29 protein-coding genes are annotated in these 26,424 nt (G+C 58.8%); 10 read left to right on the top strand and 19 right to left on the bottom strand.

The genetic code is table 11. From position 1 onward, the window contains the following. From RDL77_RS15615 to rpsB, 6 genes are all read right to left on the bottom strand, one after another. On the bottom strand, positions 1-561 hold a 561-nt coding region (locus RDL77_RS15615), incomplete at its 3' end, for a phosphatidate cytidylyltransferase (RefSeq protein WP_288193643.1). After that, positions 558-1,277, bottom strand: coding sequence for an isoprenyl transferase (locus tag RDL77_RS15620; protein ID WP_288193645.1), 720 nt, complete (start codon positions 1,275-1,277; stop codon positions 558-560). The genes RDL77_RS15620 and RDL77_RS15615, both read right to left, overlap by 4 nt. Positions 1,278-1,317: 40 nt before the next feature. Next, the gene (gene frr, locus RDL77_RS15625) at positions 1,318-1,878 is read right to left on the bottom strand and encodes a ribosome recycling factor (protein WP_223615034.1); all 561 of its coding nucleotides are present in this window, start codon (positions 1,876-1,878) and stop codon (positions 1,318-1,320) included. A gap of 57 nt (positions 1,879-1,935) precedes the next feature. After that, the gene (pyrH, locus tag RDL77_RS15630; protein WP_105732891.1) at positions 1,936-2,658 is read right to left on the bottom strand and encodes a UMP kinase; all 723 of its coding nucleotides are present in this window, start codon (positions 2,656-2,658) and stop codon (positions 1,936-1,938) included. A gap of 101 nt (positions 2,659-2,759) precedes the next feature. After that, on the bottom strand, positions 2,760-3,683 hold the full coding sequence (tsf, locus tag RDL77_RS15635) for a translation elongation factor Ts (protein ID WP_223615035.1): 924 nt from the start codon (positions 3,681-3,683) through the stop codon (positions 2,760-2,762). 117 nt (positions 3,684-3,800) lie between these two features. Then, positions 3,801-4,595: a 30S ribosomal protein S2 gene (gene rpsB / locus RDL77_RS15640; protein ID WP_223615036.1), complete on the bottom strand. Its 795-nt coding sequence runs from the start codon at positions 4,593-4,595 to the stop codon at positions 3,801-3,803. Between the two features lie 278 nt (positions 4,596-4,873). On the opposite strand from rpsB, the gene RDL77_RS15645 reads away from it, so the two are divergent. Both RDL77_RS15645 and RDL77_RS15650 read left to right on the top strand, forming a co-directional pair. Continuing rightward, entirely contained in the window at positions 4,874-5,197 is a 324-nt protein-coding gene (locus RDL77_RS15645; protein ID WP_288193649.1) for a type II toxin-antitoxin system RelE/ParE family toxin, read from the top strand. Continuing rightward, positions 5,197-5,478, top strand: a complete 282-nt coding sequence (locus tag RDL77_RS15650) for a helix-turn-helix domain-containing protein (RefSeq protein WP_288193695.1) — start codon at positions 5,197-5,199, stop codon at positions 5,476-5,478. The genes RDL77_RS15645 and RDL77_RS15650 overlap by 1 nt, the downstream gene beginning before the upstream one ends. A gap of 2 nt (positions 5,479-5,480) precedes the next feature. On the opposite strand, the gene RDL77_RS15655 is transcribed toward RDL77_RS15650, so the two are convergent. Further along, entirely contained in the window at positions 5,481-6,305 is an 825-nt protein-coding gene (locus RDL77_RS15655) for a cell envelope integrity EipB family protein (RefSeq protein WP_374042725.1), read from the bottom strand. Between the two features lie 120 nt (positions 6,306-6,425). On the opposite strand from RDL77_RS15655, the gene RDL77_RS15660 reads away from it, so the two are divergent. From RDL77_RS15660 to RDL77_RS15675, 4 genes are all read left to right on the top strand, one after another. Then, positions 6,426-6,890, top strand: coding sequence for a RidA family protein (locus RDL77_RS15660; RefSeq protein WP_223615038.1), 465 nt, complete (start codon positions 6,426-6,428; stop codon positions 6,888-6,890). A 2-nt stretch (positions 6,891-6,892) separates the two neighbouring features. After that, complete coding sequence (locus RDL77_RS15665; RefSeq protein ID WP_288193652.1) at positions 6,893-7,612, top strand: glycerophosphodiester phosphodiesterase; 720 nt, start codon at positions 6,893-6,895, stop codon at positions 7,610-7,612. Between the two features lie 115 nt (positions 7,613-7,727). Beyond that, positions 7,728-8,912 (top strand): GNAT family N-acetyltransferase, encoded by a 1,185-nt coding sequence (locus RDL77_RS15670; protein ID WP_288193654.1) that lies wholly within the window; start codon positions 7,728-7,730, stop codon positions 8,910-8,912. A gap of 84 nt (positions 8,913-8,996) precedes the next feature. Next, positions 8,997-9,431: an HIT family protein gene (locus RDL77_RS15675; protein WP_288193656.1), complete on the top strand. Its 435-nt coding sequence runs from the start codon at positions 8,997-8,999 to the stop codon at positions 9,429-9,431. On the opposite strand, the gene RDL77_RS15680 is transcribed toward RDL77_RS15675, so the two are convergent. The 6 genes from RDL77_RS15680 to RDL77_RS15705 all read right to left on the bottom strand — a co-directional run bounded on the left by RDL77_RS15680 (position 9,428) and on the right by RDL77_RS15705 (position 14,971). After that, entirely contained in the window at positions 9,428-10,366 is a 939-nt protein-coding gene (locus tag RDL77_RS15680) for a phosphatase PAP2 family protein (protein ID WP_288193657.1), read from the bottom strand. The genes RDL77_RS15675 and RDL77_RS15680 overlap by 4 nt on opposite strands. Positions 10,367-10,445: 79 nt before the next feature. Further along, entirely contained in the window at positions 10,446-10,796 is a 351-nt protein-coding gene (locus tag RDL77_RS15685; RefSeq protein ID WP_288193658.1) for an AzlD domain-containing protein, read from the bottom strand. Further along, entirely contained in the window at positions 10,793-11,551 is a 759-nt protein-coding gene (locus tag RDL77_RS15690; protein WP_374042726.1) for an AzlC family ABC transporter permease, read from the bottom strand. The genes RDL77_RS15685 and RDL77_RS15690 overlap by 4 nt, the downstream gene beginning before the upstream one ends. A gap of 66 nt (positions 11,552-11,617) precedes the next feature. Further along, entirely contained in the window at positions 11,618-14,092 is a 2,475-nt protein-coding gene (clpA, locus tag RDL77_RS15695; RefSeq protein ID WP_223615044.1) for an ATP-dependent Clp protease ATP-binding subunit ClpA, read from the bottom strand. Positions 14,093-14,098: 6 nt separating this feature from the next. Next, the gene (clpS, locus tag RDL77_RS15700) at positions 14,099-14,452 is read right to left on the bottom strand and encodes an ATP-dependent Clp protease adapter ClpS (RefSeq protein ID WP_105733146.1); all 354 of its coding nucleotides are present in this window, start codon (positions 14,450-14,452) and stop codon (positions 14,099-14,101) included. A 186-nt stretch (positions 14,453-14,638) separates the two neighbouring features. Then, positions 14,639-14,971, bottom strand: coding sequence for a phasin family protein (locus RDL77_RS15705; protein WP_288193659.1), 333 nt, complete (start codon positions 14,969-14,971; stop codon positions 14,639-14,641). A gap of 173 nt (positions 14,972-15,144) precedes the next feature. On the opposite strand from RDL77_RS15705, the gene RDL77_RS15710 reads away from it, so the two are divergent. Next, entirely contained in the window at positions 15,145-16,605 is a 1,461-nt protein-coding gene (locus RDL77_RS15710) for an SPOR domain-containing protein (protein ID WP_374042727.1), read from the top strand. Between the two features lie 48 nt (positions 16,606-16,653). After that, entirely contained in the window at positions 16,654-16,923 is a 270-nt protein-coding gene (locus RDL77_RS15715; RefSeq protein ID WP_288193660.1) for a hypothetical protein, read from the top strand. Positions 16,924-16,933: 10 nt separating this feature from the next. Here the strand turns inward: RDL77_RS15715 and RDL77_RS15720 are convergent, their stop codons facing one another. From RDL77_RS15720 to RDL77_RS15730, 3 genes are all read right to left on the bottom strand, one after another. After that, positions 16,934-17,368, bottom strand: coding sequence for a DUF1489 family protein (locus tag RDL77_RS15720; RefSeq protein WP_105732907.1), 435 nt, complete (start codon positions 17,366-17,368; stop codon positions 16,934-16,936). Positions 17,369-17,471: 103 nt separating this feature from the next. Next, positions 17,472-19,001 (bottom strand): nucleobase:cation symporter-2 family protein, encoded by a 1,530-nt coding sequence (locus RDL77_RS15725; RefSeq protein WP_374042728.1) that lies wholly within the window; start codon positions 18,999-19,001, stop codon positions 17,472-17,474. Positions 19,002-19,156: 155 nt separating this feature from the next. Then, a complete protein-coding gene (locus RDL77_RS15730; protein WP_288193661.1) occupies positions 19,157-20,557 on the bottom strand; it encodes an L-serine ammonia-lyase in 1,401 nt (466 codons plus the stop codon). Between the two features lie 583 nt (positions 20,558-21,140). Here RDL77_RS15730 and RDL77_RS15735 point away from each other — a divergent pair. Then, positions 21,141-21,860, top strand: coding sequence for a DUF599 domain-containing protein (locus RDL77_RS15735; protein WP_223615048.1), 720 nt, complete (start codon positions 21,141-21,143; stop codon positions 21,858-21,860). Here the strand turns inward: RDL77_RS15735 and RDL77_RS15740 are convergent. Further along, positions 21,855-23,054: an MFS transporter gene (locus tag RDL77_RS15740; protein ID WP_223615049.1), complete on the bottom strand. Its 1,200-nt coding sequence runs from the start codon at positions 23,052-23,054 to the stop codon at positions 21,855-21,857. The two genes, RDL77_RS15735 and RDL77_RS15740, sit on opposite strands and share 6 nt — an antisense overlap. Positions 23,055-23,268: 214 nt before the next feature. Here RDL77_RS15740 and RDL77_RS15745 point away from each other — a divergent pair, with 214 nt between their 5' ends. Continuing rightward, entirely contained in the window at positions 23,269-24,243 is a 975-nt protein-coding gene (locus RDL77_RS15745) for a heparan-alpha-glucosaminide N-acetyltransferase (protein WP_288193664.1), read from the top strand. A gap of 174 nt (positions 24,244-24,417) precedes the next feature. Here RDL77_RS15745 and RDL77_RS15750 read toward each other — a convergent pair whose 3' ends face one another. Both RDL77_RS15750 and mgtE read right to left on the bottom strand, forming a co-directional pair. After that, on the bottom strand, positions 24,418-24,804 hold the full coding sequence (locus tag RDL77_RS15750) for a MerR family DNA-binding transcriptional regulator (RefSeq protein ID WP_105733149.1): 387 nt from the start codon (positions 24,802-24,804) through the stop codon (positions 24,418-24,420). 125 nt (positions 24,805-24,929) lie between these two features. After that, positions 24,930-26,336 carry a magnesium transporter gene (gene mgtE / locus RDL77_RS15755; RefSeq protein ID WP_288193666.1) on the bottom strand — a complete coding sequence of 469 codons (1,407 nt, stop codon included), beginning with the start codon at positions 26,334-26,336 and terminating at the stop codon, positions 24,930-24,932. Positions 26,337-26,424: the final 88 nt, after the last annotated feature.

Genomic DNA, 26,424 nt, shown 5'->3' on the forward strand with positions numbered 1-26,424 from the left:
GCCAATGGCCCCAGACCAGGTTTTATTCGGCGAGAAACGCGGAGCCAGTTTTGGCCCGCCCAGTGCCCGCCCGTTGAAATAGGCAAAGATATCGGTCGACCAGACGACGGCAAACAGGAACAGAACAGCGGCAAAGCCATCTCCCGTGTCGCCGCGCACGAACGTCAGCGCGATGGCCGGAAATCCGGCATAGAGCAGACCGATCGCCGGCCACAAACCGGATTGCCGTCCGCCCAGCAAGGCTGTCAGCGCGGCTCCTGCCAGCAATATGGCAATGATCAACAATCCGTTGTGCGACAGCAGCAAAAGTCCAAGCACCACGATCAGGCAGGCCCAGGCAACGCCGCGGGTCAGCGGACTGGAGCGATCGAGCGTTATGGCATGCCATTCATAGAAGACACCCAAACCGATGGCACTGGCCATGAGCGCGAATGGCACGCCGCCAACCCAGGTCAGGGCGACGGCGATTGCAATCATGACAACGGCACTGAGGGTTCGTTTATGCAGATTGCTGAGACGGCCGGTGCCCTTGTCCGGTGCGGATGGCCCCGAAGCCGTCACAGAGCTATTTCCTGCTGATTGACGCCGCCAAAGCGCCGCTCGCGCATATGGAAGGTTTCGATCGCTTCCGCCAGGTGGGTGGATTTGAAATCCGGCCAGTAGCACGGCAGGAACATGAATTCCGAATAGGCCGCCTGCCAGAGCAGGAAGTTCGACAGCCGCATCTCGCCGCTGGTGCGAATGATCATGTCAGGATCCGGAATGCCCGCCGTATCGAGCCGCTCGGTGATAGCCTCGGCGGTCACCTCGTCCTGCGTCAGGACACCCGCCGCCACGTCGGACAGCAGCGCCTTCACCGCGCGGGTGATTTCATTGCGCGAACCGTAGTTGAAGGCAATGATCAGCGTCAGTGCCGTGTTCTTCTCGGTCAGGCTTTCTGCTTCCGTCAGGAGGGCGCGAATATCCTTCGCCAGGCCTTCCCGCTCGCCGATGATGCGCACACGCACATTCTCGCGATGCAGATCAGCCAGATCGCGCCGGATGAACAGCTTGAGCAGCCCCATCAGATCCGACACTTCGGATCGCGGGCGCGACCAGTTTTCCGATGAGAACGCAAACAGGGTCAGGTATGGAATGCCCATTTTGCCGGCGGCGCGAATGGTCTCGCGCAGCGCGTCGACGCCCGCCTTGTGACCGGCGGTGCGTGGCAGGCCACGTGCTTTTGCCCAACGGCCATTTCCATCCATGATGATGGCAATGTGGCGCGGATTGGACATGGCATTCAACCTCCGGTGGTATTAACGGGCTAAAAACAGACTAAACCTGCATGATTTCCGTTTGCTTGACTGCAACAACCCTGTCCATTTCGGCAATGGTCTCGTCCGTCAGCTTCTGTACTTTTTCGGAAAGAACGCGGTTGTCATCCTGACTGATCGCGCCATCCTTTTCGAGCTTTTTCAACTCGTCCATGCCGTCGCGGCGCACATGGCGGGCGGCAACTTTCGCCTGCTCCACATACTGATGGGCAATCTTGACAAGTTCCTTGCGGCGCTGCTCATTGAGTTCCGGCAAGGGAATGCGCAGATTGTTGCCGTCGGTGATCGGATTGAGGCCGAGACCAGACTCGCGAATGGCACGCTCGACCTTGCCAACCATCGACTTGTCCCAGACCGAGACGGCAAGCATGCGTGATTCGGGCACGGTGATGTTGGCGACCTGGTTCAGCGGCATATGTGAGCCATAGGCCTCGACGGTGATCGGCTCCAGCAAACTCGCCGACGCACGGCCTGTCCGCAGGCCATTGAGGTCATGTTTCAATGCCTGCACGGCACCATCCATACGGCGCTTCAGGTCATTCAAATCGAGTGCATCACTCATATTCAACGCTCCTATATTCTTTCCGTTATTCTGGTCAGCCCCTGCGAGGTTGGCGGGTCAATCGTCGGAAACGATTGTCGCGCGTCCTCTGCCCTGCAGAATTTCGGCAAAACCACCCTTTTCGTGGATTGAATAGACAATTATTGGGATATTGTTCTCGCGCGCAAGGGCCACAGCTGTTGTATCCATCACCGTAAGGCCGCGATCGAGCATCTCCTTGTGGGTAAGTCGCTCAAAGCGGACGGCGCTGGGGTCCTTTTTGGGGTCGGCGGTGTAAACGCCGTCAACCTGCGTGCCCTTGAACAGGGCATCGGCACCCACTTCGGCTGCGCGCAACGCTGCGGCCGAATCTGTCGTAAAGAATGGATTGCCCGTGCCGCCGGCAAAAATCACGACCTTCCCCATGTCCATGTAGGCTGTCGCCTGTCTCTGCGAGAACGTCTCGCACAATTCAGGCATGGCAATGGCGGAAAGGACGACGGTGTCTATGCCGATTTTGACGAGGGAGGTGCGCAAGGCCAGTGAATTGATCACCGTGGCAAGCATGCCCATGTGGTCGCCGGTGACCCGGTCGCCGCCCTTGGACGCGACAGCGACGCCGCGAAAGATATTGCCGCCGCCAATCACCACCCCGACTTCAACGCCGAGCGCCCGCGCTTCGGCAATATCACTGGCAATACGGTCGGCAACCGCAACGTCGATACCGAAACCCTGATCGCCCATGAGGGCTTCACCGGAGGCTTTCAGTAGAACGCGTTTATAGACAGCCGTACCAACCATAAGACCTCCCGCAGAGTCGTGCATTTCAGATATTCGAAGCCCGGATACACCAAGGGCACCGCGTTGTCACGCGATGCCCTCTGATTTCGTCAGTTGTGAAATTACTTCTTCACAGCTGCTGCAACTTCCGCTGCGAAATCGGTCTCTTCCTTCTCGATGCCCTCGCCCAGAGCAAAACGGGCAAATGCCGTGATCTTGGCCGGTGCGCCGATTGCCTTTTCCGCATCTTTCAGAGCGGCTTCGACAGTCAGGTCGGGATTGATGACGAAAGCCTGCGAGAGAAGAACAACTTCCTCATAGAACTTGCGCAGACGGCCTTCGACCATCTTTTCGATGATGTTGTCTGGCTTGCCGGACTGGCGTGCAGATTCGGTGAAAACCGCCTTTTCACGCTCAACGGCAGCCGGATCGACTTCAGCGGCGGTCAAAGCCAGCGGGTTGGTTGCCGCAACATGCATGGCCACCTGGCGGCCGAATGCATTGGCAGCGTCGGCATTGCCGGCGGTTTCAATGGCAACGAGAACGCCGAGCTTGCCGAGACCATCGGAAACAGCATTGTGAATGTAGGTTGCAACAACGCCTTCACCAACGCTGAGCGCTGCAGAACGGCGGAAAGACAGGTTTTCGCCGATTGTGCCAACCGCATCCTTGATGGTGTCGACAACGGACTTGCCGGTTGCCGGATAGGTCGCAGCAGCAACGGCAGCCGTGGAACCATCGCTACCAAGAGCGACCGTCGCAACGTTGCGAACGATGTCCTGGAACGCGTCGTTGCGCGCAACGAAGTCCGTTTCGGAGTTGACTTCAACGATAACCGACTTCTTGCCGTTGGTTGCAACGCCAACGAGACCTTCGGCAGCCGTACGGCCGGCCTTCTTGTCGGCCTTGGAAATACCCTTGGCACGCAGCCAGTCAATCGCAGCTTCCATGTCGCCATTGGTTTCGGTCAGGGCTGCCTTGCAGTCCATCATGCCGGCACCGCTGATTTCGCGGAGTTCTTTTACCTGTGATGCAGAAATGCTCATTATGTCGCCTCTTCTCAAAGCGAAGGCATACTGGGGAAACCAGCATGCCAACTTTGCGGCGCGTCATGCGCCAATACAATTGCTTTTAGTCACCCGTTACGACGGGTATATGAAGCCTCAAGCGGAGGCTTCACCGTCCTGTGCAGGAGCCGGTGCCGGCTCTTCGAGCGCTGGTTCGACAGGCGCTTCGTCCTGGGCGCCGATATCGATGCCGAGCGAGCCCTGCTGACGCAGGATGCCATCGAGGGCAGCCTTGGCAATCAGATCGCAATAGAGCGAAATGGCGCGCGACGCGTCGTCGTTGCCGGGGATCGGGAAGTCGATCTGGTCCGGATCGCAGTTGGAGTCGATAACGGCTACAACCGGAATGCCGAGACGCTTGGCTTCCTGAATGGCAATCGCTTCCTTGTTGGTATCGATGATGAAGATCAGGTCCGGGATCGAACCCATGTTCTTGATACCGCCGAGGGCGCGGTTGAGTTTTTCGCGTTCACGATCGAGGTTCAGGCGTTCCTTCTTGGTGAAGCCCTGTGCTTCGCCGGAAAGAAGTTCGTCCAGCTTGCGCAGACGCTGAATGGAGTTCGAGATCGTCTTCCAGTTGGTCATCATGCCGCCGAGCCAGCGGGCATTGACGTAATACTGGGCCGAACGGGTTGCCGCATCGGCAATGATGTCCGAAGCCTGGCGCTTGGTGCCGACGAACAGAACGCGGCCGCCACGGGCTACGGTGTCGGAAACCTTCTGCAGCGCACGGTGAAGCAGCGGAACAGTCTGGGCCAGATCGAGAATGTGAATGTTGTTGCGGTCACCATAAATGTATGGTGCCATTTTCGGGTTCCAGCGATGTGTCTGGTGGCCGAAGTGAACGCCAGCTTCGAGGAGCTGACGCATGCTGAAATCAGGCAATGCCATCTCTTAGTTTTCCTTTTCCGGTTTAACCTCCACAGGAAAGAGGCGGGAAACCCGCCACCGGAGGCCATATCGGATTTCTCCCGATATCAACCCAAATCCCGTGTGTGGAATGAAGCGGCTGTTAATGGATATTACCGGCAAACGCAAGAGCCATGGCTGATTTTCGCTGCATTTGGTTCCACCAGCCCTCTTACGACCATCGTTCAATGTCCGTCTTACGGGCGGCCCGCTATACTCTTGTGCGCTTTATACAAAAACTGATATAATGGACAATCAATATGAAACGTGTGGAGTTTGCCGGCAATTCACTCGCTTCACTCCGGGATTTCCCCGAGGCCATACGCAAGGAGATTGGCGTTCAACTGCACAAGTTACAACTTGGCCTGTCTCCAACCGATTGGCGCCCGATGCCTGCCATCGGAAGTGGCGTACGTGAAATACGTGTGCGGGATAGCCAGGGGGCTTTCAGGATTATCTATATCTCCGCCTTGGCGGACGTCGTTTATGTTTTGCATGCATTTCAGAAGAAGACGCAGAAAACAGCAAGCAAAGACCTGAACATAGCTGCCCTACGGCTACAAAGACTTCTGGAGATAAAATGATGAAGCGACAGAGTTTCTCAAGTGTATGGGATGCCTTGGAACGCAATTCCGCGGAAGCCGCCAACATGTCCATGCGATCCAGCCTGATGATTGCGATCGAGCAGCAGGTGAAAAGCTGGAAGCTCACGCAAGTCGAGGCCGCGCAGCGTCTCGGATTATCGCAACCGCGCCTGAATGATCTTCTGCGCGGCCGGATCACGCATTTCAGCCTGGATACACTGATCAATATCGCCCGAGATGCCGGACTCACCGTCCGGCTGGATATAAGTCAGGCAGCATAAGCCTACTTCGTGCACTTCGGCGCATCGAAAAGCTCCAGATTGACGAGCTTGCCGGTCATGGAGAAATCGCCGTAGTCCATCTTGAGATCACGGGTCACGCCATTGCGATAGAGTTTGAAATTGATGCGGTAGCTCGGCAGCCCTTCCGATTTGTCCGTATCGTCAAAATAGGCGATGGAAACCGGCCAGGTGTTTTCCTTCTCGAGCGCGCCCATCTTCTTCGTCTCGTCATCGGAATCACCGGAAGCGGGCTTGCCGATGACCACCGTCGTCGCCATGACCTTGTCGGCATCCTCGGAGCCGTCGAACAGCTTTGTCTGGTAGAACACATCCCCGGCGATCGCCTTCTCGATCAGTTCCTGCATGTGACGTGTCGGGAACTGTGAAAGTTCGAGATTTTCCTTGTTCGCTTCCGGCTTGGTAAGGGAGATTTCCGTCTTGTCCTTGTCCAGAAGCGCATCGCCGCGCACTTCCTTGGTCAGGCTCTGGTCGACAAATGTCTTGTTGACGAAACGGAATTTGGCGCCGTCACCGGACTCGAACGTGGTGGTCTGCTGGTCGGTCACCCTTTGAGGCTGTTCTTCCATGTCGACGCGCGTCACAAAGCGAAAATTTGTCGTGTAACCTTCACAATCCGAACCATTGAATTCGTATACCATGCGGCCTGTCAGCCCCGTGATACCACTGCTTTCCTGCGCATTATCCAGCTTGAGATCATAAATGGCGCGGTGTGGTACGAGAGTCGCTGTTCCAGCGGCGAGAGCCATCGACGATCCGGAAAGACCAAGGGCACTCAGGCTGAAAACGAGGACGGGGAATAGACGCATTGACAAGATTCTCCAGTTTTCGAATGGCCATATTAAAAAAACTCTTGGCGGAAGCGAGGCAAAAATCGCAACTTCATTCACAATCACTTGCGATTCCGCATGAGAAGGATGAGAAACCCAATGACCAGCACCATCGACAGCCGTCTAAACGACCTTGGAATTACCCTGCCCGTTGCCGCCGCTCCGGCCGCAAACTATGTGCCCTTCGCACGCAGCGGCTCGCTGCTTCTCACCTCGGGGCAATTGCCGCTGGCCGGGGGCAAGCTGGTCCATACCGGTTTGCTCGGTATTGATGTCGATCTGGCGCAGGGCCAGGAAGCGGCAAAGGCCTGCGCCATCAATATCCTTGCCCAGGCAAAGGCCGCGCTCGGCGATCTCGAGAAGATCGAGCGTATCGTGAAAATCACGGTGTTTGTCGCCTCCTCCAAGGATTTCACCGAACAGCACCTCGTCGCCAATGGTGCATCCGACCTGCTCGTGGCCGTGCTGGGCGACAAGGGCCGCCATGCTCGTTCCGCCGTGGGTACAGCGGCGCTGCCGTTGAATGCGCCGGTTGAAATCGAAGCGATCATCGAGGTCCGCTGATCATGGCATCACTGGAATGGCTGACAAAGACGCCCATTGCCCATCGCGGATTGCATGATCTCAACAAATCCCGCTGGGAGAATACGCTTTCAGCCTTTGATGCGGCGGCAAGTGCCGGCTTTGCCATCGAATGCGATGTGCACCTCTCTGCCGATGGCAAGGCTCTGGTGTTTCACGACGGCACGTTGGATCGTCTGGTTGCAAAGCCCGGCAACATTCATGATGTCACGGTGGCCGACGCCGCCGCGTTGCGGGTCGGCGGCACAAAGGACCACGTGCCGACACTCGCAGAAGCGCTCAAGCTCATTGCCGGCCGCGTGCCGATCGTCATCGAATTGAAGGGTATTCCGGGAAGGGACGATGGTCTCGTCAAGGCAGTCGCCGGGGATCTGGCCGGGTATGAGGGCAATGCCGCCATCATGTCGTTCGACCATCACCTCATCCGGCTGTTCGGCAGGGACGCTCCGGGGATTCCGGCCGGGCTCACGGCGGAGGGGCTCGATGACAGCGCTCTGGAGGCGCATTTCGCCATGCTCGCCCATAACATCGATTTCGTCTCCTACAATGTCCATCATCTGGAAAACCGCTTTGTCGGCTTCGTGAAGGGCAGGCTCGGCCTGCCGGTCATTTCGTGGACGGTGCGCAGCCCCGCTGACAAGGCCACGAGCGATGCGCATGTGGATCAGATCACGTTCGAGGGCTTTGATCCGCGCTCTGTTTGAAACACGGCGGTCATGCCGCGCTGCCTCTTGTATCGCCGGGTGGAATACCTAGTTTAATCAGAGGCAGCGAGGCGACTTTCATCCTGCCGGCAACGTCAGGAAACCAAGTTCAGCAATGTCAAATCTTGATCAGGGCGAGTTTACCTTGCGCGTCGGCGATGGAATCGGCGCGTTTACGCCGGAGGAATGGTCGCAGCTCTCGGGAACGTCGAGCGGCGCGCCCGGCTACAATCCGTTTCTTTCGCACGCCTTTCTCTCCGCCCTTGAGGATTCCGGCTGCGTCGACCGCAAGTCCGGCTGGCTGCCGCAGTTCCTGCGCCTCGAGGATGCCACAGGGACAGTCATCGGCGCGGTGCCGTGCTATCTGAAGGGCCATAGCCAGGGCGAATATGTCTTCGACCATGGCTGGGCCGACGCCTTCGAACGGTCTGGCGGGCGCTATTATCCCAAATTGCAGGCCAGCATTCCCTTCACGCCCGCAACGGGCCCTCGCCTGCTTGTGCATCGGGACTGGGACGGTCCGGCGGTCCGGGCCGCGCTTGCCAACGGCCTGCGGCAGCTCACGGGACAGCTCGGGGTTTCATCCGCGCATTCGACCTTTGTGAATACAGACGATCTGCCGGCATTCAACGAAGCCGGTTTCCTGCATCGCATCGATCAGCAGTTTCACTTCTTCAACGAAGGCTATGCAACCTATGATGATTTTCTCGACAGTCTTGCCGCGCGCAAACGCAAGGCCCTGAAGCGCGAACGGCGCGAAGCGCTGGCCGATGGCATCGTGATCGACCGCCTCACCGGCAGCGACCTGACCAAACCGGTCTGGGACGACTTCTTCACCTTCTATACGGACACCGGCAACCGCAAATGGGGTCGCCCCTATCTCAACCGGGAATTCTACCGGTTGATCGGCGAGCGCATGCCCGGCGACATCGTCCTGATGATGGCGCGGCGCGGCGGCCGCTACATCGCCGGAGCCATCAATTTCATCGGTTCCGACCGGCTTTTTGGCCGCCACTGGGGCTGCATCGAGGACCACCGGTTCCTGCATTTCGAGGTCTGCTATCATCAGGCCATCGATTTTGCCATTGAACGCAAACTGCGTGTGGTCGAGGCAGGCGCCCAGGGCGAGCACAAGCTGGCGCGTGGCTATCTGCCGGTCACCACCCATTCTGTCCACTATATCGCGCATGAGGGTCTGCGCCGCGCCGTCGCCGGTTTTCTTGAGCACGAGCGCAATGACGTTGCGATGATGAGCGACGTGCTGAACGAACACGCCCCCTTCAAGAAATCCGACTGCTGAACACACCATTTGCCCGGGCACGCTTGACCTTGCGGCAACACATGGCAAACATCCGATTCATCATTCAGGAAAGACGGGTGCCCCATGAGCCAGACCTATGACGACAACAATGTGTTCGCAAAAATCCTGCGCGGCGAGATTCCGTCCCACAAGCTCTACGAGGATGCCGACACCTATGCCTTCATGGATGTGATGCCGCAGGGCAAGGGCCACTGCCTGGTCATACCCAAGCAGCCCTCGCGCAACATCCTCGATGCCGCACCGGCCAGCCTCGCGGCGGCCATTGCCACGACGCAGAAGCTTGCGCGCGCCGTCAAGACGGCCTTTGACGCGGATGGCGTGACGGTCAGCCAGTTCAACGAACCGGCCTCGGGCCAGACGGTTTTCCACCTGCATTTCCACATCATTCCGCGATTCGAGGGCGTTGCACTGAAGCCTCATACGGGTCAGATGGAAGATCAGGGCGTGCTCGCCGCCAACGCTGACAAAATCAGACAGGCGCTCGCACAGGCCGCTTAGGCTGTCGCCATGGCAGGACGTGAGATCGTTCTGGCGGCGACAGCGCGGCCCGACTTGTAAAACAGGCCGGTACCGTACCAGCATATCAGAGCCACGCCGACGCCTGCGATGACATCGACGAGATGATGTCCTCCCTCGATCGGCGTGGCGATCAGGATAATGGTGTTCAATATCAGGATCGGCAGAAACCAGAACCGGACACCGGAAAAAGCCAGCACCAGCAGGATCGAGAGGGTCCCGTGATAGGACGGAAATGCGATCAGTCCTTTCATGGAGTAGAACGAAATCCACTGATCAACGCCGGAACGAAGATCAAAGAAGGTCTGCTTATAGGCGAGATCCACCACCGGCCTGTGTATTTTCCATATGGCATCGGCAGGTTTGATTGTCGCCAATGCTCCGGCTGAAGGCAGAACCGCCGAAATCAGGATGCACGCAAGGGCGCCCGCCATGACAGCTGCAACGAAGTGCTGCGCCCTTTTCGCATCTTCCATCACGCCGAGGATGATGACGGCACAGGCGACTTGAGCCAACGTCGTCAGATAGGTAATCGAGAACAACAGACCCAGCCACGGGTGATCGCCAACATATTGCGCATAGGCGAGCCAGTCGAAGCCAAGCAGAGCGTCAAGGCGCATAAGCGGCGCGTCAACGGAGGGGAAATCAAGCGATGTCACCAGATAGCTCAACACCGCCGCGGCAGCGCTGAATGCCATGAGAATCGCCGTTTCAACGCACATCACACTCAGATGACGCACCGGCCGCTTTGCATGATAGATATAAGCCACGATGCTGCAGAGGCCTGTCAGGACGACCGCTTTCAAGGCACTGAAAGTGTCGAACCGGAAGTCAGACACGGCAATCCACACCGCGTCGATCAGCAGTATTCCGGCAACAACCAATGCTTTCCAAAGGGTCTGACTCTTCGACCTCATCTGAACTCCCCGCACGAGTACTCCGGCAAACCTAGAGAGCGGGGATGTTTATCCCGTTAAGCGATTGGCTTAATCAAAGCTAAAAATTGAGAAAAAGCCCTATTATCAAGGCGATCTCCGCCGCGATCACACTGACAATCACATGGCGGCCCAGGCGCAGATAGGCCAGAAACCCGACAGCGGCGGCACCAATGCGCAGGAACACCGAGGACTCGGCCAGCGCCCCGCTGGGATAAAGAATGAGCTGGGCGATGACACCCGCGACGAGCGCCGTTGCAACGGCACGCACCGCGATGAGCGCATCGGAATCCTCGCGCACGCGGCCGCCGATGAGAACACCCAGATAGCGCCAGATATCCGTGGGCAGCCAGCCCGCCAGCAGGATGAAGAGATAGGGCCACCACCAGTCGGTCAGGCTGTGCCAGGTCATGCTGCGCGCCCCCTCGCCCACCGTACATAGCCCATCGTCACCGCGCCGCCGGCAAAGCCCGTCAGCAGCAGATCATAGGCCGGTGCCAGGTGATGAATGAGCGGGAACAACGCGAGGCCCGATACCATGGCCACATGGACCGACCGGTCGCGCGCCGATCCCCACAGCGACGTCAGGAAATACATCGGCGTCAGGAAGAACAGCGCGGCGAAAACAATCGGCGGAAAATCCGTCGACAGAAAATAGACCAGTGCCACCACGAGCGAATTGGTCACGGTCAGCGTGATGCCGAGCCCGGCGAAATAGCTGACGCGCATATCGCGCGGAATGTGGCGGAAGCGCTCCATGCCCATGACCCAGGCGGTGACGGCAATGAAATGCGACAGCAAAAGCAGCGTGATCCTGCGCGTCTTCGGCCCGCGCATTTCCGGGATGAAGGCGGCGACCATCGGCATGAGACGGATCGACGACAGGGTGACCGCAACCGCCGCTCCTATGAGCGAATAACCGCCGGAAATTGCGCCGATCAGGACGATATTGGCCGGAAGCGCCCAGATCGTCGCGACCATGAAGGTTGCCTGCAGCAGGGATACGCCATTCTCGCTGGCAAAACCGGCAAAGCCCACATGCGCCGTCATCAGAATGAAGGCCGGGATGCTGAAGATCATCGCCATGCCGGACAGAAACCATGAGAACCGCGTTTTCACGGTGTCGTCTGCCGGCGTCTGTGATGAAGGAAATTCGGAATCGCCCATGATTCAACCGATAGCCCGATCCTGCCATGCCAGCAAGAAAAAGGCCGCCCGGAGGCGGCCTTTTCGTTACTTCTTGCGCGGCACCTTGGGCACCGATGCCTTGCCGCGCGATGGCGGCGTTGGCTCGTCGGCGATGGAAGGACCGGCCGTCACTTTTTCAAGTATCGGCTTCTTCGGCGCAGGCTTCTTCTTCGCCACCGGTTTTTTCTCGACGGCGATTTCCTGCTTCGGCTTCACCGCCACTTCGTCGGCGATATAGTCAAGCACGAGCCCCTTGGAACCATCGGCCTTCTCGGCAACCGAGACGACAACGGTACCGCCCTTCTTCAGCCTGCCAAACAGCACTTCGTCCGCCAGCGGCTTCTTGATGTGCTCCTGAATGACGCGGCCGAGCGGACGGGCGCCCATACGGTCGTCGTAACCCTTTTCGGCCAGCCAGGCGATTGCCTCAGGCTTCAGATCAAACGTCACGCCGCGGTCGGCAAGCTGTGCCTCAAGCTGGATGACGAATTTCTGGACCACCTGATGGATAACCGGGATCGGCAGGGGACCGAACGGAATGATGGCATCGAGACGGTTGCGGAACTCCGGCGTGAACAGCCGGTTGATCGCTTCCATGTCATCGCCTTCACGACGCGAGGAGCCGAAGCCGATGGCCGAACGTGCGGCATCGGAAGCACCCGCATTGGTTGTCATGATCAGGATGACATTGCGGAAATCGATCTGCTTGCCGTTGTGATCCGTCAGCTTGCCGTGATCCATGACCTGCAACAGGATGTTGAACAGATCCGGATGGGCCTTTTCGATTTCATCGAGCAGCAGCACGCAATGCGGATGCTGATCGACGCCATCGGTCAGAAGACCGCCCTGGTCGAAACCGACATAGCCGGGAGGTGCACCGAGCAGACGCGAAACCGTGTGACGCTCCATATATTCCGACATGTCGAAACGCAGGAGTTCCACGCCGAGCGACAGCGCCAGCTGCTTGGCAACTTCGGTCTTGCCCACGCCGGTCGGACCCGAGAACAGGTAGGAGCCGATCGGCTTCTCCGGTTCGCGCAGGCCGGCACGGGCCAGCTTGATCGAGGAGGACAGAGCTTCGATTGCAAGGTCCTGGCCGTAAACGACGCGCTTCAGTTCGGCCTCGAGATTGGACAGAACCGCTTCGTCATCCTTGGAAACCGTCTTCGGCGGGATGCGGGCCATCGTGGCAATGGTTGCCTCGATTTCCTTCACGCCGATGGACTTCTTGCGCTTTCCTTCCGGCAGCAGCATCTGGCTGGCACCTGTCTCGTCGATCACATCGATTGCCTTGTCGGGCAATTTGCGGTCGTTGATATAGCGTGCCGACAGTTCCACCGCCGATTTGATCGCTTCCACCGTGTACTTGACCTTGTGGAAGTCCTCGAAATACGGGCGAAGGCCCTTCATGATCTCGATGGCATCCGGGATGGACGGCTCATTGACATCGATCTTCTGGAACCGCCGGACAAGCGCCCTGTCCTTCTCGAAGAACTGGCGGAATTCCTTGTACGTCGTCGAGCCGATGCAGCGGATGGCACCGGACGACAGGGCCGGCTTCAGGAGGTTCGACGCATCCATTGCGCCGCCCGACGTGGCTCCCGCACCGATGATCGTGTGAATCTCGTCGATGAACAGGATCGCACCCGGAAACTCTTCGAGCTCCTTGATGACCTGCTTCAGACGCTCTTCGAAATCACCGCGATAGCGTGTTCCGGCCAGCAATGTGCCCATATCGAGCGAAAACACCGTGGCGTCGGCCAGGACCGACGGCACCTTGCCTTCGACAATCCGCTTGGCAAGACCTTCGGCGATGGCCGTCTTGCCCACGCCGGGATCACCGACATAAAGCGGGTTGTTCTTGGAACGGCGGCACAGAATCTGGATCGTCCGGTTGATTTCCTGATCACGGCCGATCAGCGGATCGATCTTGCCGGCTTTCGCGCGGTCGTTCAGATTGTTGCAGTAGGCCGTCAGGGCATCCTGCTTCTTCTTCGGTGCACCCTCTTCCGACTCGGAAGCGTGGTTTTCTTCGTTGTTGCTCTCCGTACCCAGCGGGGTGCGCGGCTCGGATGCGCCGGGGCGCTTCGAGATGCCATGGGAGATGTAGTTGACCGCGTCATAACGGGTCATCTGCTGTTCCTGCAGGAAGAACGCCGCATGGCTTTCCCGCTCGGCGAAAATAGCGACGAGAACGTTGGCGCCGGTAACTTCTTCACGGTTGGAGGATTGAACGTGAATAACGGCGCGCTGGATGACGCGCTGAAACGCGGCAGTTGGTTTTGAATCCTCGTCATACCCGGTGACAAGGTTGTCCAGTTCGTGATCGACATAGTCGGTCACCGTGCGGGTCAGCTGTGCGAGGTCAACATTGCAGGCGCGCATGACACTGCTCGCGTCCTGATCATCGATGAGCGCGAGGAGCAGATGCTCCAGCGTCGCATATTCATGATGATGCTCGTTCGCGATTGTCAGCGCCTGATGGAGGGCCCGCTCCAGACTAGGTGAGAAAGATGGCATGAAACCTCACTTTTTCTCCATCACGCATTGTAGCGGATGTTGGTTTTGCCGCGCATAGTCCATGACTTGGGTCATCTTGGACTCCGCGACCTCATAGGTAAAGACGCCGCACTCTCCGACTCCATGATTATGCACATGAAGCATGATGCGTGTGGCATCTTCTTTGTTTTTCTGGAAAAAGCGTTCCAGAACATGAATGACGAATTCCATGGGGGTGTAATCGTCATTCAGGAGCAACACCCGGTAAAGACTCGGCTTCTTCAGCTTAGGCTTGGTACGTGTGATGACAGCCGTTCCCCGGCCGGGGCCATTGCCGCTGCCTTTGTCTTCATCTTGCATTGTTGGTGCAAACCGCTTCATCTCTTCCAATACCCGCATTTGGTGGTCATGTGTTGCCCTGTGTATCCTATGTAGGTCGCAACGCGCTGATTTTAAGCCCTCTCACAAAGCATGCAATATCACTCGGCCCGTTTTCGGGCGTGCAAATAAAAAAAGTCCGGTTGCGCGCGCAACCGGACCTTTCGCAAGCCGCAAATAAGGCTGGATTTATTTGGTAACCTTGGCAACTGCCGCCTCGTAGGGCTTGTAGGCTTCCTTGGCGAGGTCGGCATAGAGTTCGCCGAACTTGGTTGCCTGGGCAACAAAGGCTTCATAGGCCTTCTTGGAGAATGCGGTGTGCGCCTCGTAGAGCTGCTCGACCGACTTGGTCGTGCCGAGCTTTTCAACAAGTGCCGTGCCGTCTTCGAAGGACTTCTTCGAATATTCAGCCGCTTCATTGGCGATTGTCTGCAAACCCTGCGACAGGACCGAAACGCTCTTCATCGAGTTGTTGACGAATTCCTTGCTGGATTCACTCAGAGTTTCGAATGGGTTGGCCATGATAAATCCTTCCATGGATTAAATTTCTGCGTAGCCGTATTTAGTGTGCACTGCACAAAAAGTCAATTTTTTTGTGCATCGCAATAATTTCCGACAATTTTAAACAACGCAATGCCGCGGAATTCGTGAACATTCCGGTTACCATAAACAGTTTAGTAACGCTGTTGCGGGTAATGTTCGACGATCCGTACCTGACGCAACATTACGTCAGTCAAATTCCATATACGCTTCAGTATGAGCAGGTGTTGATTGTGCTTTATCCAGCCCGCCAAGGTTCCAGACTTTTTACCAGACTTACCCATACATTCCTGGCTTTGGCGCTCGCTTCCGGAATAGGCCTGACACAGACACCCAGAGCAGAAGCATCCTCGAAGGCATCGGCCATCGTGGTGGATGCCAACACCGGCAAGACGCTCTACTCGTCCAATGCCGATGCCCAGCGCTTTCCGGCGTCCCTCACCAAGATGATGACGCTGTACATGCTGTTTGAAGCGATGGAAGCCGGAAAGGTCTCGAAGTCGACACCCATTCCCGTTTCCGCCTACGCCGCCGGCCAGCCGCCGACAAAGATCGGCTTCAAGCCCGGCCAGACCATCAGTGCGGAAGCAGCCATTCTCTCCGTCATCACCAAATCGGCCAACGACTCGGCGACAGCCATCGGCGAATATCTCGGCGGTTCGGAACAGCGCTTTGCCCAGATGATGACCAACAAGGCGCGCCAGCTCGGCATGCGCAACACCACATTCCGCAACGCCTCGGGCCTGCCCAATCCGCAGCAGCGCTCGTCGGCGCGCGACCTTGCCCTGCTTGGTATCGCCCTGCGCGAGCATTTTCCGCAATATTATGATTATTTCTCCACCCGCAGCTTCAGCTATCGCGGCCGCCGCATCGCCGGTCACAACCGCCTGCTTGGCAAGGTACGCGGCGTCGACGGCATCAAGACCGGCTACACCCGCGATTCCGGCTTCAACCTCGTTTCGTCGGTGAATGTCGACGGCAAGAAGATGGTTGCGGTCGTGATGGGCGGCACCAGCGGCGGCGCCCGCGATGCGCAGATGGCCAAGCTGATCGAACAGTACCTGCCCAGCGCCTCGCGCCGTGACGGCGGCAATCTGCTGGCCTCGCGCAAGAACAGCAAGGTTCAGGTCGCGGCCGTCGAACTGCCCGAAGACGACGATGCGCCGATGCCGACACAGCGTGCCGAAGTTGTTGCGAAAACCAGCAATGTCGTGACGGCCTATGCCTCCGCCCCGGCCCAGTCGCCAGCCGCGCAGATCCTGACCGTTCCGACTCCGACCGCACGCGCTGCGGCAACCGAATCCGACGATGAGGCAGAGGTCGATCCGGTCACCACAGCTTCAGCTTCGGACAAGGGTACAGCCAGCGGTTGGATGGTGCAGATCGGCTCGATGGGCAGTGCCGACGAAGCCAAGGCGATCCTTGCCCGCGCCGCATCAGAAGTCGGCGGCTCGCTTGCCACCCTGTCGCCCTACACCGAAAAATTCCAGAAGGGTTCGGCAACCTATTACCGCGCCCGCTTTGCCGGCATTGCCTCAGCCAAGGCTGCAAACAATGCCTGCACCGCGCTGAAGCGTCAAAACTACCACTGCTTTGCAATTGCGCCCCAATCGTAAGGCAGTGATCTGAAAGACCCAGTTTGTACAGAGTTGAGGGTTTTGCGAATGTCGAGTGTCAATGATTTCCATGGTTCTGCCGGTGCTGCCGGCAAGGAATCCCGGTCGCTCTTTGGCGGTATGCACGCGTTGCAGCAGGCGGCGCAGCGCCTTGCCGATCTGCGGCGCGGCAACGCAGCGTTCAAGACGATGGACCTGGTGAACGTGCTGCTGTGCCAGGCGGCGAGAACCCGACGTGCGGCCATGCCTCCCGTGCGCTTGCATATCCGCACCGCCGGTCACAATGGTGTTACCGCAGTCCGCCTCAAGGTTTCCTGAAGATTCGGGTCTAGAGCAGCCCCAGCGACGCCAGTTCGTTGCGCAGTTCCGGCGGCAGTTTGGCCCGGCCCTTGCCCTGCCCCTCATCCGCCGGTGCATCCTCGCTTGTCAGATAGCGCCAGCCCTGGAATGCCCGCCGTGGCTGCCATTCCGTCGCGATGATGCGCGGATCCAGCACCAGATGGCAGCGTGAAATCCCCTCGTCATCGGTGAAGGTGCGAATGTCCGTCAGTATCTGGCGGCATTGGATGTTGCCCTTGATCACCCAGTAAAGCGATCCACCGGCCAGCAATTCCTCGACGCGCTTGGGAACCATGCGTGTCGTATGGAACTGTTCGGGCGACAGGCCGGCACGCCTGCGCTCATCCAGGCGAAAATCGATCCACGCCGCGAGATCTTCGATCGCAGTGCAGCCGACACAAAGTTTGACGAGATTGAGAGCCATGGAGGAGATTTGACGCTTTCAGGCGGCAAGGTCAACCGAAACCGGCGGGTTCTCCACAAAGCGCCGGCGGGAAGCATGGCGATGCCGCCCGCCGGCAAAAGTCTCAGTGACCGGTTGCGGGTATGGCTGCCCCGCCGCCCGATTGCCGTTTGACCGCCGGGGCATGAACGTCCGCCGCAACGACCGGCACCTCGACGCCCTTCGCGTCATAGAGCTTGCCATTGAGGAAATAGTCTCCATCGTGCAACTGCGCGATGTCCTGATAGCGCAGCACCCGCTCGGTACCGGCGACGAAGACCGACTGCTGGTCCGAATTGCCCGCGGTCAGATGGTTGAACACGATGTTCAGCGCAATCGCCATGAGCGCGGCCGAACTGATGCCGGAATGGAAGATCGTGGCGAACCATGTGGGGAAATGATCGTAAAAATTCGGCGATGCAATCGGGATCATGCCGAACCCGAGCGACGTCGCGACGATGATGAGGTTCATGTTGTTGGCATAGTCGACCTTGGACAGCGTGCGGATGCCGCTGGCAGCCACGGTTCCGAAGAGCACGAGGCCAGCGCCGCCGAGGACCGCACTCGGCACCGCCGCGACGATGCGTCCCATGACCGGCAGCAAACCCAGAACGACAAGGAACAGGCCGCCCGTCGCCACCACATAGCGGCTCTTGATCCCGGTTACCGCAACCAGCCCGACATTCTGGGCAAAGGCGCTCTGCGTGAATGAGCCGAACACCGGCGCGATCAGGCTCGACAGCATGTCGGCGCGCAGACCATCGCCGAGCCGGCGCGAGTCCACCTTGGTCTCGATGATCTCACCGACGGCCAGGATATCCGCCGATGTTTCGACCAGCGTGACCATGATCACGATGAACATGGAAATGATCGCCGCTACCTGGAAGGTTGGATAACCCCATTGAAAGATCGTCGGCAGGGCGATGAACGGTCCTTCGCTCACCTTGGAGAAGTCGGTCATGCCCAGTGCCAGCGCAATCAGGGTGCCGATGACGATAGCCAGCAGGATCGACAGCCGTGAAATGCGGGCACTGCCGACCTTGCTGAGCAAAAGCACGATAACAAGGGTCACCGCTGCCAGCTCGATATTGGCCATGCTGCCGAAATCCGGCGCCTTGCTGTTGCCGCCCATCGCCCAGCGTGCGGCAACCGGCATCAGGGTCAAGCCGATGATGGTGATGACGATCCCGGTGACCAATGGCGGGAAAAACCGGGTAATCCTGGAAAAGACCGGCGTGATCAGCAGGCCGATGAACGAGGCGACCATGACGGCGCCCAGCACCGCCTCGATGCCGCCATTGCCCGTGATGGCGACCATGGTCGCCACGCCGGAAAACGACACACCCTGAACGAGCGGCAGGCGGCAGCCGAAAAAGGGCAGGCCCATCGTCTGCAGGATTGTCGCCAGCCCGCCGGCAAACAGCGACGCGGTGATCAAAAGGCCGATGTCGTTCGACGACAGTCCTGCCGCCTGGCCAAGGATCAGCGGAACGGCAATGATGCCGCCATACATGGTCAGAACATGCTGAAAGCCATAGGCCATATTGGCCGCCAGCCCCAGATTCTCGTCCTCCGGACGGTCCTCTGGCGTATTTTCATTCAATCGTGATGCCAAGGTAGTGTCCTCCCAATACCTTTATGCAGCCCAACCAAACATTGCTGATCGGGCGGGAGGAAAACTATGGCAGCTTTTTGGGATTTGACTGTATCTGATTTATTGAAAGTGTTTTCGGCTGCGTGCGGGTATTGCACGCGCCGATTCAATCAATCTCAGCACTCCACGACATTGACCGCAAGACCGCCAAGGCTGGTTTCCTTGTAACGCTCGTTCATGTCGCGTCCGGTCTGGCGCATGGTTTCGATGCAGGCGTCGAGCGGCACGAAATGCGTGCCGTCTCCCTTGATCGCTAGGGATGCGGCCGTCACCGCCTTGACCGCGCCCAGCGCATTGCGCTCGATGCAGGGAACCTGGACGAGACCCGCCACGGGGTCGCAGGTCATGCCGAGATGGTGCTCGAGCGCAATTTCAGCGGCATTCTCGATCTGGGCTGCATTGCCGCCCATGACGGCAGCGAGCCCGGCCGCTGCCATGGCCGAGGCAGAGCCCACCTCGCCCTGACAGCCGACTTCCGCGCCTGATATCGAGGCATTGTGCTTGATGACGCCGCCAATGGCCGCCGATGTCAGCAGAAAATCGCGAATGCCTTCGGCATCGGCATCGTCATGAAAATGCAGGTAGTAGCGCAGCACGGCGGGAACCACGCCCGCAGCGCCATTGGTCGGCGCGGTCACGACCCGTCCGCCCGCAGCGTTCTCCTCGTTCACCGCCATGGCGTAGACGGAGAGCCAATCATTGGCCAGCAGCGGGTTCATGCGGTTCTGCCGCCATTCCTCCTGCAGCCGGTCATGCAGATAGCGGGCGCGGCGCTTGACCTTGAGGCCGCCCGGCATGATGCCTTCCTGCTCCAGCCCGCGATCGATGCAGGAGCGCATGGCCGACCAGATGCGATCAAGACCGGCGTTAAGCTCATCCCGGCTCATGAAGACTTCTTCATTGCGGCGTTTCATTTCCGCGATGGAAAGCCCGCTCTCCGCGCTCATGGCCAGCATCTGGGCCGCGTTCTTGAACGGGAACGGCACGGGATGTTCGGGTTTTGGTGCAGTGCGGGTCTTTGCGCTTTCCAGCTCTTCCTCGGTGACGACGAAGCCGCCGCCGATCGAATAGAAAATCCGGCGCAGAAGCAGGCGTTCATCCGCATCATAGGCTTCGAAGGCCATCCCGTTGGCATGTCCCGGCAGCGGCGTCCTGCGGTCCATGATCAGATCGGTTGCCGGATCGAAGCGGTAGGCGGGATGCCCCTCGGGGCGAATACGTTTTTCCTGTTTGACTGTCTCCAGCAGCGCATCCATCTGGTTGGGATCGATCGTCGCTGGCAGAAGGCCGCAGAGGCCAAGGATCACCGCCCGGTCCGTCGCATGACCAATGCCCGTGAACGCCAGCGATCCATGCAGATGCACGCGCAGGCGATCCACCTTCACGCCGGTCGGGCGTGGCCATTGCCCGTTCTTCAACTCTTCGAGGAACAGGCTGCCGGCGGTCATCGGGCCCATCGTATGGGAACTCGAAGGACCAATGCCGATTTTATAAAGATCGAAAACCGACAGGAACATCCGGCTACCTCAAATGGTGAAATTGCATCGCGCTATAATGGCTGCTCCGAGGCATAAGCCGAAGCCAGCCACCGACCTAGCGTTGTGTTTCTACGACATGCCGGACCAAAGAAAAAGGGTGCAGACGCACTGCACCCCTCCATCAGAAATTTATTCCGGCTCAACTGGACTGGAGCCTGTTTTTTATCAGTGCATCGCGATGAGATAGGTCACCAGCATGATCACTGCGAAACCGACAACTGCCCAGGCGGTGATGCCCCAGCAGGACTTTTGAACGCTATCGTCCATGAATTTTGTATTTCCCTGTTGCTCTCGGAAGGACACGATTCTGTCGAAACGCTCCCTCCCTGGGAACGCGGGTATATCCGTCCATGCCGTCCTTCGCAACGCCAAAGATGGCAAAATCAGGGCGGCGCGGCGCATGGCTGCGTTGTGCCAGCCGCATGACTTCAATGATTTCAATATGTTAAAGAAAGCTTCAGCAGGCTGCGCCGTTTACGATTGGGGTAAATTCGTGTTGAGTGAATCTGCAAACTGAGTCATGTGTTTGTGCACGTCTTTGTCTCACACCGAGAGAGCCCGCATGGAACCCGCACGCTTTATGTCCTACTGGCTCGATGCGCTGGCCCTCGTCTATTTCTTTGGCGTGTGGGTGCTCTATTCGCGCACCACGGACAAGGGATTTCTCAACCGGCGCTCGCTGACATCGGAAATGAATCTCGCCCGGCGGCAATGGATGACCACCATGTCGAGCCGCGAACTGCGCATGATCGACACCAGCATCATGATCGGCCTGCAGCAGGGCACCGGCTTTTTTGCGTCAACATCGATTCTGGCCATCGGCGGCTGTTTCGGCCTGCTGAATTCATCCGGCCGGGTGGTCACGCTGTTCCACGATATCCCGTTTCTCGGCGAGACGACCGAGCGGCTGTTTGAAACCAAGGTTCTCGGCCTGCTGGTGCTCTTCGCCTATGCCTTTTTCAAATTCGCCTGGGCCTACCGGCTGTTCAACTACTGCTCGATCCTGATCGGCGGCGTGCCCATGGCGCGCGACAAGGCGCCGGATGATCCGCAGGTCATTTTCAGCGTCAATCGGGCGGCGGAGATCAACATCCTGGCCGGCCAGCACTTCAACAGCGGACTGCGCGGCATCTTCTTTTCCATCGGCTATCTCGGATGGTTTCTCGATCCGCTGCTGTTCATGATCACGACGAGCCTTGTGGCGGTGGTGCTGTTGCGCCGTCAGTTCTTCTCCAATGCCCGCGACGCGCTCATGCGCAACAATGCCAATGCGGATTCATAGGCCGCGCGGCAGATAGCGCCAGACGACGACAGCGGTAAAGACCATCAGCGTGCCCAGGGCGATGAAGATCGCGCCAAGGCTGAAGAATGTCAGGATGATCGAATAGAAAAACGCCGGCAGAAGCTCGGAAAAATCGAGATAGGTCCGGTAGACCGAGGTCATCTGCGCCCGCTCGTGCGGGTGAACCGCGCGAATGAAGGTGGTCGAAGCCAGCGTATCCAGCGCAACGCAGAAAAACGCTCCGGCGAGCAGCATGAGTGCCGCGATCATCGGAAATTTCTCACCCGCCAGCCCGGCGCCGGCCAGCGCAATGGCCAGAAGGATGAAAACGCCTGATATCGTCCGCATCAGCCCCTTGGCCATGCCGACCTTGCCCCACAGGATCGATCCCAGCAGGAAGAGGTTGCCGAGGGAGACGAGCAGGCCGCCCGCCAGCTTGCCTTGGCCCGTCGCCACCATCAGGATCGGCCCGTAGACGAAGAACGTGCTCCAGTAGCACGACCGCGAAAAAGCGATGAGCCATGCCAGCCGCAGCCGTGGCTGCGCGACAAACCGCCGGACATTGGCAATCGGATTGGCGGCCCGGCTCGGGCCCTTCTGCAGGGCGGGATTGTCGCTGAGGCGAAAGTACCAGAACAGCGTGAGAAGCAGCAGGGAAAAGCCGATCGACAACAGGAACGGCGCGATCATGCCGATGGTGCTGTAGAGAAAGACGCCGAGGAACGGCCCGGCCGTCCAGGCAAAGGTCGCCGTCGCCATGCGCACGGACTCGGCGCGAACGAGCTCGCCCCGCTTGATATGGTCCATGATGTAGAGGCTGAGCGTGATGGACAGCGCGCCCGCTCCGAAGGTTCGCAGGAACAGCCCCGCCGCCTGCCCCGGCACCGTGTCGAGTGCAAAGGCGCAGCACCCCAGGATCAGCGAGGTGGCGCCCGCCGTATAGACCCAGCGGCGCGGGATGCGGACGATCAGCAACGGAATCGACAGGGTGACCATCAGCCCCAGCATCGACATGCAGGTGTAGAGGATGCTGACGCTGCGTTCACTCTGCAGCAGGTCGTAGGTCTGGATCGGCACCACGCTGGTGATGATCGCCCGGGCCATCGACTCGATGCCGAAAAGGATCGCAAACACCCGTGCTGTCGGACGTTTGGCCGTGCTGATCCAGATGGGATGGCGAACTTGATTGATCACTGGCTTGGCTATCGGGGAAATGCTGATTCGAGCGCCCCCTGACATTGGAGCGCGAAACCATGGATAGCAGTCAATCAAGCGACATTATATGTCTGTTTCGCAGAAACCTTTGAAACAAGTGCGAAATATCAGCCGTGATGCGTGCCGGAAACACATGGATTTTGTGTTGCAACTCCCCTAGCCTGTCAGGAGTTGCAATCATCGAGATTCCCGCATGAGCCAGACCGAGACGCTTGCCCCGCCCGCCAAATCCCGTCTCGGCAGGCTTGATGTGCTGCGTGGTATCGCGCTCATTGCCATGGCGACCTATCACACGGGCTGGGATTTCGAGTTTTTCGGCTACATGGAGCCGGGCACGACAGGCCACGGCGCGTGGAAACTCTATGCCCGCATTATTGCCTCGACCTTTCTGGTGCTTGTCGGTTTCAGCCTCGTGCTGGCCCATCGCAACGGTATCCGCTGGCGCTCTTTCGGCATCCGCCTGGCGCAGATCGTTGCGGCATCCCTCGCCATCACCCTCGTCACCCGGTACATCACACCGGACAGTTTTGTGTTCTTTGGCATCCTGCATGAGATTGCCGCCGCCAGCGTGCTCGGCCTGTTGTTTCTGCGCCTTCCCGCCATTGTCATCGCCGTCGCAGCCGCGGCCGTTATCGCCGCGCCGCATTACCTGACCTCCGCTGCATTCGACGCACCGGCGCTCTGGCCGCTCGGCCTGTCGGAAATGCCCATCCGTTCCAATGATTACGTGCCCATTTTCCCGTGGTTCGGCCCGGTCCTGGCGGGTATGGCCCTCGCCAAGACATTGCTGCACCTCGACCGGATGCGCATTTTCGCCGGAACCGTCCGTCCGGGCTGGCTCGACCGGGGATTGCGGTTCATCGGCCAGCACAGCCTGGCGTTCTATCTGATCCATCAGCCGGTGCTGATCAGCTGCGTTTTCCTGATCGCACAGGTGTTTCCGCCCGCTACATCAACACCGCACGAGGTTTTCGACCGGGAATGCACCCGCAGTTGTTCGGTGGATAATGACAAGGCATTCTGCGAACGCTTTTGCACCTGCACGGTGGGTCAGCTGGAGACGCAGAAGATTTTCGATGATGTGTATACGGGCAAGCGCAACCAGGACAATGACCCGCAGATACAGGACATCACCGGCATGTGCACGCAGGAAGCGATGCAACCCTGATCGAAATTTTCATCGGCAGTTGCAGTGAGCGTGGTTCGACAAGCTCACCATGAGGGAGGTTGAGAGTTGCAGGGAGCCTTACTCCGCGACGTTCGCGATTGGCATGCAGCCAACCCACTTCCCTCATGGTGAGCTTGTCGAACCACGCACCATGCAGAAGGACAGTACCAGCTCTCAGGTATTAACGCCCAGTTCCGCCAGCCGTTCGATGCAGGCTTCTTCCACCTGATCGAGTTCAGCCAGGGTTTCCTCGATGTCACGGCGCTTCTGGCGCAGGTCGCCGCGCTTTTCCTCGACGCGCTTCATCAACAGGTGCAGTTGACCCATTTCTCCCGGCGGCTCGCGGTACATCTGCACGATCTCGTGGATTTCCGCGATGGAAAAACCGAGCCGCTTGCCGCGCAGGATCTGCTTGAGCAGATGCCGGTCCGATGGCCGGAACAGGCGTGTGCGCCCGCGACGGACGGGGTGGATCAGCCCCTCGTCCTCATAGAAGCGCAATGTCCGGGTGGAAACGCCGAACTCCCGCGTCAGCTCAGTAATAGAATAATATTCGCGCATGACAGACATTGCTCTGATTTTTCTTACTATTTCACATGGATGTTTGGCCACGCAATTACGTAAAAGTCAATTGTACCTTTGTTAGCATAAATGAACGTTAGTCTCAAATGCCGGAAAATCAGCTGTCAGGCCAGTCCGAACCACCAGGTTGCCAGTCCCAGGAACGAGAAAAACCCGACAACATCGGTCACGGTGGTGACAAAGACAGCCGACGAAATGGCGGGGTCGGCCCCGAACTTGTCGAGCAGCAGGGGAATCAGAATACCGCCGAGGGCAGCGGCCATCATGTTGATGATCATGGCCGAGGCGATGATTCCGCCCAGTTCGGCATTGTGGAACCAGAAGCCGGCAACCATGCCGATCAACACGGCGAACACCATGCCGTTGATCAAACCGACCGAGGCCTCGCGCCGGATGATGCGGCCCGCATTGTAGATATCCATGTCGCGTGTCGCCAGCGCGCGCACGGTCATGGTCTGGGTCGCCGCATTGCCGCCCATGGAAGCAACGATGGGCATCAGCACCGCCAGCGCCACCATCTGCTGGATGGTGCCGTCAAACAGCCCGATGATGGAGGCGGAGAGAAACGCCGTGAACAGGTTGACGACCAGCCAGGGCGTGCGCGAGCGCGAGGTGGACAGGACGGAGTCGGACAGTTCTTCGTCGCCGACGCCGCCGAGGCGCATGATGTCCTCCTCGGCCTCTTCCTGGATGACGTCGACGATGTTCTCGATGGTCAGCACGCCGACAAGCCGTTCATTCTCGTCGACAACGGCGGCGGACAGCAGGTCATACTGCTCGAAAATCTGTGCCGCCTCTTCCTGATCCATCGTCGCGGGAATGGCATGGCGCGTCTCGTGCATGATCTCGTCGATCTTGCTGTCGCGGCCGGCGCGCAGGATGCGGTCGAGATCGATGGCACCGAGCAGCCGGAACATCGGATCGATGACGAAAATCTGCGAGAAGGATTCCGGCAGGTCGGCATTGTTGCGCATGTAGTCGATGGTCTGGCCGACAGTCCAGAACGGCGGCACGGCGACGAACTCCGTCTGCATGCGGCGTCCGGCGGTTTCTTCCGGATAGCCGAGCGAACGGCGCAGGCGCACGCGCTCGGTGAACGGCAGCTGCGCCAGAATCTCGTCGCGGTCTTCCTGGTCGAGATCTTCCAGGATGTAGACGGCATCGTCGGAATCCAGGTCCTGAACCGCTTCAGCGATCTGCTGATTCGGCATGGCATCGACGATTTCGAGGCGCACGGCCTCGTCGACTTCGGTCAGCGCGGCAAAATCGAATTCATCGCCAAGCAGTTCAACGAGGGCCGCGCGCTGCTCCGATTGCAGCGCTTCAAGAACGTGGCCCAGTTCGGACTGGTGCAGTTTGCCGACATGGGAACGCAGGAACAGAACATCACGATCCGCAATGGCGGCGCCGACACGGGCGAGATAGGACGAGCGGACGGCACCGTCTTCGCCGTAAATGTCGACGTCCCGCTCGTCATCGGCGGGCGGAGGCAATGTTTCCGTTTCGTCCATCGATCCGCACCTGCCTTCCCGACACGACTTGCACCATACAGTGTCAGTTAACGCATAACCCCCGAAATCCAAATCGATTTCTCCGGGG

This window comes from uncultured Phyllobacterium sp., assembly GCF_902479695.1.
Classification (GTDB): domain Bacteria; phylum Pseudomonadota; class Alphaproteobacteria; order Rhizobiales; family Rhizobiaceae; genus Phyllobacterium; species Phyllobacterium calauticae.

Coding starts and splice junctions, on each gene's coding strand:
- clpS (WP_105733146.1), bottom strand. CDS start 14,452: ATGAAGCGGTTTGCACCAACAATGCAAGATGAAGACAAAGGCAGCGGC.
- RDL77_RS15710 (WP_374042727.1), top strand. CDS start 15,145: ATGTTCGACGATCCGTACCTGACGCAACATTACGTCAGTCAAATTCCA.
- RDL77_RS15750 (WP_105733149.1), bottom strand. CDS start 24,804: ATGCGCGAATATTATTCTATTACTGAGCTGACGCGGGAGTTCGGCGTT.
- RDL77_RS15660 (WP_223615038.1), top strand. CDS start 6,426: ATGACCAGCACCATCGACAGCCGTCTAAACGACCTTGGAATTACCCTG.
- RDL77_RS15745 (WP_288193664.1), top strand. CDS start 23,269: ATGAGCCAGACCGAGACGCTTGCCCCGCCCGCCAAATCCCGTCTCGGC.
- RDL77_RS15620 (WP_288193645.1), bottom strand. CDS start 1,277: ATGTCCAATCCGCGCCACATTGCCATCATCATGGATGGAAATGGCCGT.
- pyrH (WP_105732891.1), bottom strand. CDS start 2,658: ATGGTTGGTACGGCTGTCTATAAACGCGTTCTACTGAAAGCCTCCGGT.
- RDL77_RS15735 (WP_223615048.1), top strand. CDS start 21,141: ATGGAACCCGCACGCTTTATGTCCTACTGGCTCGATGCGCTGGCCCTC.
- RDL77_RS15645 (WP_288193649.1), top strand. CDS start 4,874: ATGAAACGTGTGGAGTTTGCCGGCAATTCACTCGCTTCACTCCGGGAT.
- RDL77_RS15720 (WP_105732907.1), bottom strand. CDS start 17,368: ATGGCTCTCAATCTCGTCAAACTTTGTGTCGGCTGCACTGCGATCGAA.
- RDL77_RS15715 (WP_288193660.1), top strand. CDS start 16,654: ATGTCGAGTGTCAATGATTTCCATGGTTCTGCCGGTGCTGCCGGCAAG.
- RDL77_RS15655 (WP_374042725.1), bottom strand. CDS start 6,305: ATGCGTCTATTCCCCGTCCTCGTTTTCAGCCTGAGTGCCCTTGGTCTT.
- RDL77_RS15690 (WP_374042726.1), bottom strand. CDS start 11,551: ATGGGCGATTCCGAATTTCCTTCATCACAGACGCCGGCAGACGACACC.
- frr (WP_223615034.1), bottom strand. CDS start 1,878: ATGAGTGATGCACTCGATTTGAATGACCTGAAGCGCCGTATGGATGGT.
- RDL77_RS15685 (WP_288193658.1), bottom strand. CDS start 10,796: ATGACCTGGCACAGCCTGACCGACTGGTGGTGGCCCTATCTCTTCATC.
- clpA (WP_223615044.1), bottom strand. CDS start 14,092: ATGCCATCTTTCTCACCTAGTCTGGAGCGGGCCCTCCATCAGGCGCTG.
- RDL77_RS15680 (WP_288193657.1), bottom strand. CDS start 10,366: ATGAGGTCGAAGAGTCAGACCCTTTGGAAAGCATTGGTTGTTGCCGGA.
- RDL77_RS15650 (WP_288193695.1), top strand. CDS start 5,197: ATGAAGCGACAGAGTTTCTCAAGTGTATGGGATGCCTTGGAACGCAAT.
- RDL77_RS15730 (WP_288193661.1), bottom strand. CDS start 20,557: ATGTTCCTGTCGGTTTTCGATCTTTATAAAATCGGCATTGGTCCTTCG.
- RDL77_RS15705 (WP_288193659.1), bottom strand. CDS start 14,971: ATGGCCAACCCATTCGAAACTCTGAGTGAATCCAGCAAGGAATTCGTC.
- RDL77_RS15670 (WP_288193654.1), top strand. CDS start 7,728: ATGTCAAATCTTGATCAGGGCGAGTTTACCTTGCGCGTCGGCGATGGA.
- RDL77_RS15675 (WP_288193656.1), top strand. CDS start 8,997: ATGAGCCAGACCTATGACGACAACAATGTGTTCGCAAAAATCCTGCGC.
- RDL77_RS15665 (WP_288193652.1), top strand. CDS start 6,893: ATGGCATCACTGGAATGGCTGACAAAGACGCCCATTGCCCATCGCGGA.
- mgtE (WP_288193666.1), bottom strand. CDS start 26,336: ATGGACGAAACGGAAACATTGCCTCCGCCCGCCGATGACGAGCGGGAC.
- tsf (WP_223615035.1), bottom strand. CDS start 3,683: ATGAGCATTTCTGCATCACAGGTAAAAGAACTCCGCGAAATCAGCGGT.
- rpsB (WP_223615036.1), bottom strand. CDS start 4,595: ATGGCATTGCCTGATTTCAGCATGCGTCAGCTCCTCGAAGCTGGCGTT.